This window comes from Propionibacterium australiense (genome assembly GCF_003666605.1).
GTDB classification, from domain to species: domain Bacteria; phylum Actinomycetota; class Actinomycetes; order Propionibacteriales; family Propionibacteriaceae; genus Propionibacterium; species Propionibacterium australiense.
In genome coordinates, this window is sequence record NZ_RCIV01000041.1 from 1 (window position 1) to 3,757 (window position 3,757).

A 3,757-nucleotide genomic window follows, 5' to 3' on the forward strand; every position below is an offset into this window, starting at 1 on the left:
GCTCGGCCTCGAAATACAAGGTCGTCACATCGTAGAGAACAAGGGTGAGATTCCCATCAACACGAGCATTCTTGAAACACAGCCTTGAGATCTTTGAACGATAATCCTCGGCCTGAACCCGAGCCAGGCAACGGAACACGGACCGCAACCCGGCATGCGGGATCCCCAAGGAGTCGAGCTCGCGGATGCTACCGGCCTTCGAGGTCGGCTTGATCACCCGCGCCAACACCAGCTGGGCGAACACGTCATCTGCGAGAACCTCGAAACCAAGATCGGTATAGACACGGCGCAGGCTGTCCCATAACGCGGTCGAACGCTTGTCAGTGATGGTCAACGACCTCGAGGCCGCAGCCGGTGACAGAAAGTCCAGCTCGTCCTGCAACGGCGCAAGCTTCCGTCTCGCCGCGACGACAAGGGCAGACAGTTCCTCAGGGGTGTGAGCCGACCCGAGATGCTCCAACACCCGGTCACGCCCATCCCGATACTCCGCGATCTGGACAGCCGTCGCACCCGAAGCCGTTCTCACCTTCCGAACGTACGCCACACCACCCCTCCAACAACCCGATTAGTGTGTGAACCACACTAACCAACCCCGCTCTCACCAGGCAAAACACCCACAAACACCCACCAACCAACCAAAAGTGGCACGAGTCAGGTTTCCCCATCTATTCAGATGGGGCTCCATTGAGACACGGGTCGAAGCCTCTTGCCTGGTTCTCTCCCACAGGATTTCCCCATCTATTCAGATGGGGCTCCATTGAGACTTCTTCCCAGTACTCAGGGTTTCCGAGCAGGTCCTCCAGATTTCCCCATCTATTCAGATGGGGCTCCATTGAGACTACTCATATGAGCCAACGGCGAACCAGAGCCTCCGCCAGATTTCCCCATCTATTCAGATGGGGCTCCATTGAGACCGCGGCATCTGAGATCAGGGTGACCAGCTCAGGATCAATTTCCCCATCTATTCAGATGGGGCTCCATTGAGACACCTGGTGCTCGGCCATGAATCATTTCTTTTCCCATCTATGGCCGTCATGAAACAAAACCGTATTCTTGATGGATTTCTGGTCTTGTTTTCGGATATGATTGGGGCATGCAGGTTGAGGTCACCCCGGAAGAAACCGCTGTTCTAATCAGGTGGAAGAAACGCACAGACAATTACATGCTGGTGCGGATGAAAGCCGAAGCCATCCTGTACGCCTCCGAAGGAGTCGGGCTGGGAATCATCGCGAAAATGGTCGAGCGCAGCGAGAAAACTGTTCGGGAGTGGCTTTCCGGCTGGCAGTCCAGCAGGATGTGCTCGGTACTCACCGGGCACGCGGGGAACCAGAACGCGGCGAAACTCACCCGCACCCAGAAAGAAGACCTCAAGACGGTTCTGGCCCAGCCGCCTTCCCGGTCCGGTATCGACGCAGAGTTCTGGGATGTTCCGGCCCTGCGTGACGTGGTGAAGATCTTGTTCGATGTGGAGTACGAGTCAGAGTCTTCGTACCAGTTGCTGCTGCGGTTCTGCGGGTTGAGTTTCAAACTGCCGGACCCGTTCGACAAGCACCGCGACGAACAGGCCATCACCCGACGCATGGCCGAAGTGAAAGCCCAGGTCAACCAGCTGTTAGAGGCCGGCTGCCAGGTGTACGCGGTAGACGAGGTGCGCCTGGAACACGAGGCCGAAACCAGAAGGATGTGGCTCCCGCGGGGTCAGCGCACGAAACTGTACGTGGACCGGCAGAAGGTTTCCCAGTCGTTCTTCGGCGCTCTCTCCCTCACCAACAAGAAGATGCGGCTGTATCCGATCGAGGGGAACCAGAACACCGACAGATCATTATCGCCTTGGAACGGCTGCAGCGTGAAACCCGGACCGAGAAGATCGCGGTCGTGCTGGACAACGCCCGGTTCCACCACGCCAAAGCCCTCACCGGCCTGTATGAGCCGGGCCAGCTACTGGAACGCATCACCCCGATCTTCCTGCCGCCTTATGCGCCCGACCACAACCCGGTCGAACACGTCTGGAACACCGCCAAAACCAATATCGCGAACATTCAGCGAGAAACCCCGGACCAAACTTTCGGAGCTTTCGCTTCATACATCACCGGACGCACCTTCGACTACGACTTCGAACACCTCCCCAAACCCCAACCAGAAACCGATCTTGTTTCATGACGGCCATATTCAGATGGGGCTCCATTGAGACTTCGGGTTTGCCTCACGTTTTCTGCTTTTAATCTGGTTAAATGAATAACGGTGGGGCTACATCATATGATGTAGCCCCACCGTTATTCAGTATGCTTATGCTAGTGAGAGTTGTGTCTGCGGCGCTGTTTATTTGGCCTGGGGATGATAATCGGCGTCGGAGTGTTAGCGGCCAAGTCGACGGGCGACAGGCCTCGCTTGTCTTTCGGCTTGCCAGTTTTTGAGTCGCTCTTGTTGTTCTCCTTGTTCTCATCAAGGGTCATATAGCGAACCTCGGTGCCATCGCTGTAGCCGAACGCGGCACGTTGCAAGGCCTTCACCCAAGGAGTCTTCGGGAGGTTGTTGCCGTTCGGTAAAGAGAATTCCGCGATCTCGGCTGGTGATGTCACGCTGCCAAGACAGCCATTCAAATTCACATAGTCGCTTGCGAGCTCTTCATTTTTAACTGCACGTAGACCATTCTTGGCAATTCTTGTCTCCACAACGCCAAGACCAAATGGCTTACCCATCCCCATGCGCAAGAAACCGATGGCGCGTGGATCCTTTTGTTTCTCGCTCGCTGGCACCAAGTTTTCCGGGGTCAGCAGCCAAATCAGTGCGCCAAGCTCCTCTCTGCTCAGATTGGTGAATCTCATCGTACAGCGCAATACGCTGCCCACCTCCACCCACGACCGCGCCGTCACTCGTACGGCCTCATTGCTATGGTCCAGGCCGGCTGATTGGGTAGAAGTGATTCCTTCCCTTGGAAAGCCTTTACGGTCCAGTAATTTTCGATGCACCGGATAGGCGGCGGCTCCGAGAGAATGATTCGCTGAAAAGAACTCGTTCCGCGCGAGCTCGGAATCGTCGTTCCTTGGTGTTTCGCCAGAACGGCTCATCGTGAGGAAACGGCGAGCCGAACTCGGCTTTGGGGACAGTAACGGTGCGAGCCGCATCGGGGGCGTCTTATTATCGTCGGGGGCAGGGGTATCGACTTTATCGAAGGAGAGATGTCCTCGTGAGGCGACGTCTCCGCCAGTAGCACCCGCGCCAGCTTCGGGCACGACATAGCCGAAAACCCTATCAGCAGCCGACGCCTCAACCTTTTTTGCTACGGGTAGGACATTCTGGGCGGCGGCCAGCTCTCGAGGGGACTTGCTGTAAGGACGGCGGCCGACCATTGTCGGGAAGACGTCCACGACCTGCGCGATGCCTGGAGACATTGGTTTGTCAGGGTCGATTGCGTCAGACAACTGGACGAAGACGAGATCGCCTTCACTCATGTAGTCTGAAACGGATGCGGCTCGGTTGAGCACATGCTTGTCACCGCCCGGTTGTTCTCTCTGCTCGCGGTACGTGCGAAGGACCTCGGCATACCCGTCTACATGGCTGGCGCTGAGAGGAAGAATGCTCCCGGTGAGAGGCTCCCCGTTCGTGTCCGCCTTGAAGAAGAAACGTTCATATGGCCGTCATGAAACAAGATCGGTTTCTGGTTGGGGTTTGGGGAGGTGTTCGAAGTCGTAGTCGAAGGTGCGTCCGGTGATGTACGAGGCGAATGCTCCGAAGGTTTGTTCGGGGGTCTGGTGCT

At 56.6% G+C, this 3,757-nt stretch carries 3 protein-coding genes, 1 pseudogene and 1 CRISPR repeat array; of the genes and pseudogenes, 1 reads left to right on the plus strand and 3 read right to left on the minus strand.

From position 1 onward, the window contains the following. Positions 1-382 (minus strand): annotated as a pseudogene (locus tag D9T14_RS13045) (IS1634 family transposase); the annotation flags it as partial. A 274-nt stretch (positions 383-656) separates the two neighbouring features. Further along, positions 657-987: direct repeats of the CRISPR family, unit length 35 nt; unit sequence TTTCCCCATCTATTCAGATGGGGCTCCATTGAGAC. A gap of 171 nt (positions 988-1,158) precedes the next feature. Then, on the minus strand, positions 1,159-1,581 hold the full coding sequence (locus D9T14_RS14510; protein ID WP_220668355.1) for a hypothetical protein: 423 nt from the start codon (positions 1,579-1,581) through the stop codon (positions 1,159-1,161). 102 nt (positions 1,582-1,683) lie between these two features. Here D9T14_RS14510 and D9T14_RS14515 point away from each other — a divergent pair, with 102 nt between their 5' ends. Continuing rightward, the gene (locus D9T14_RS14515) at positions 1,684-2,160 is read left to right on the plus strand and encodes a transposase (RefSeq protein ID WP_374955811.1); all 477 of its coding nucleotides are present in this window, start codon (positions 1,684-1,686) and stop codon (positions 2,158-2,160) included. 131 nt (positions 2,161-2,291) lie between these two features. Here D9T14_RS14515 and D9T14_RS13470 read toward each other — a convergent pair whose 3' ends face one another. Beyond that, a complete protein-coding gene (locus D9T14_RS13470) occupies positions 2,292-3,452 on the minus strand; it encodes a hypothetical protein (protein WP_126464146.1) in 1,161 nt (386 codons plus the stop codon). Positions 3,453-3,757: the final 305 nt, after the last annotated feature.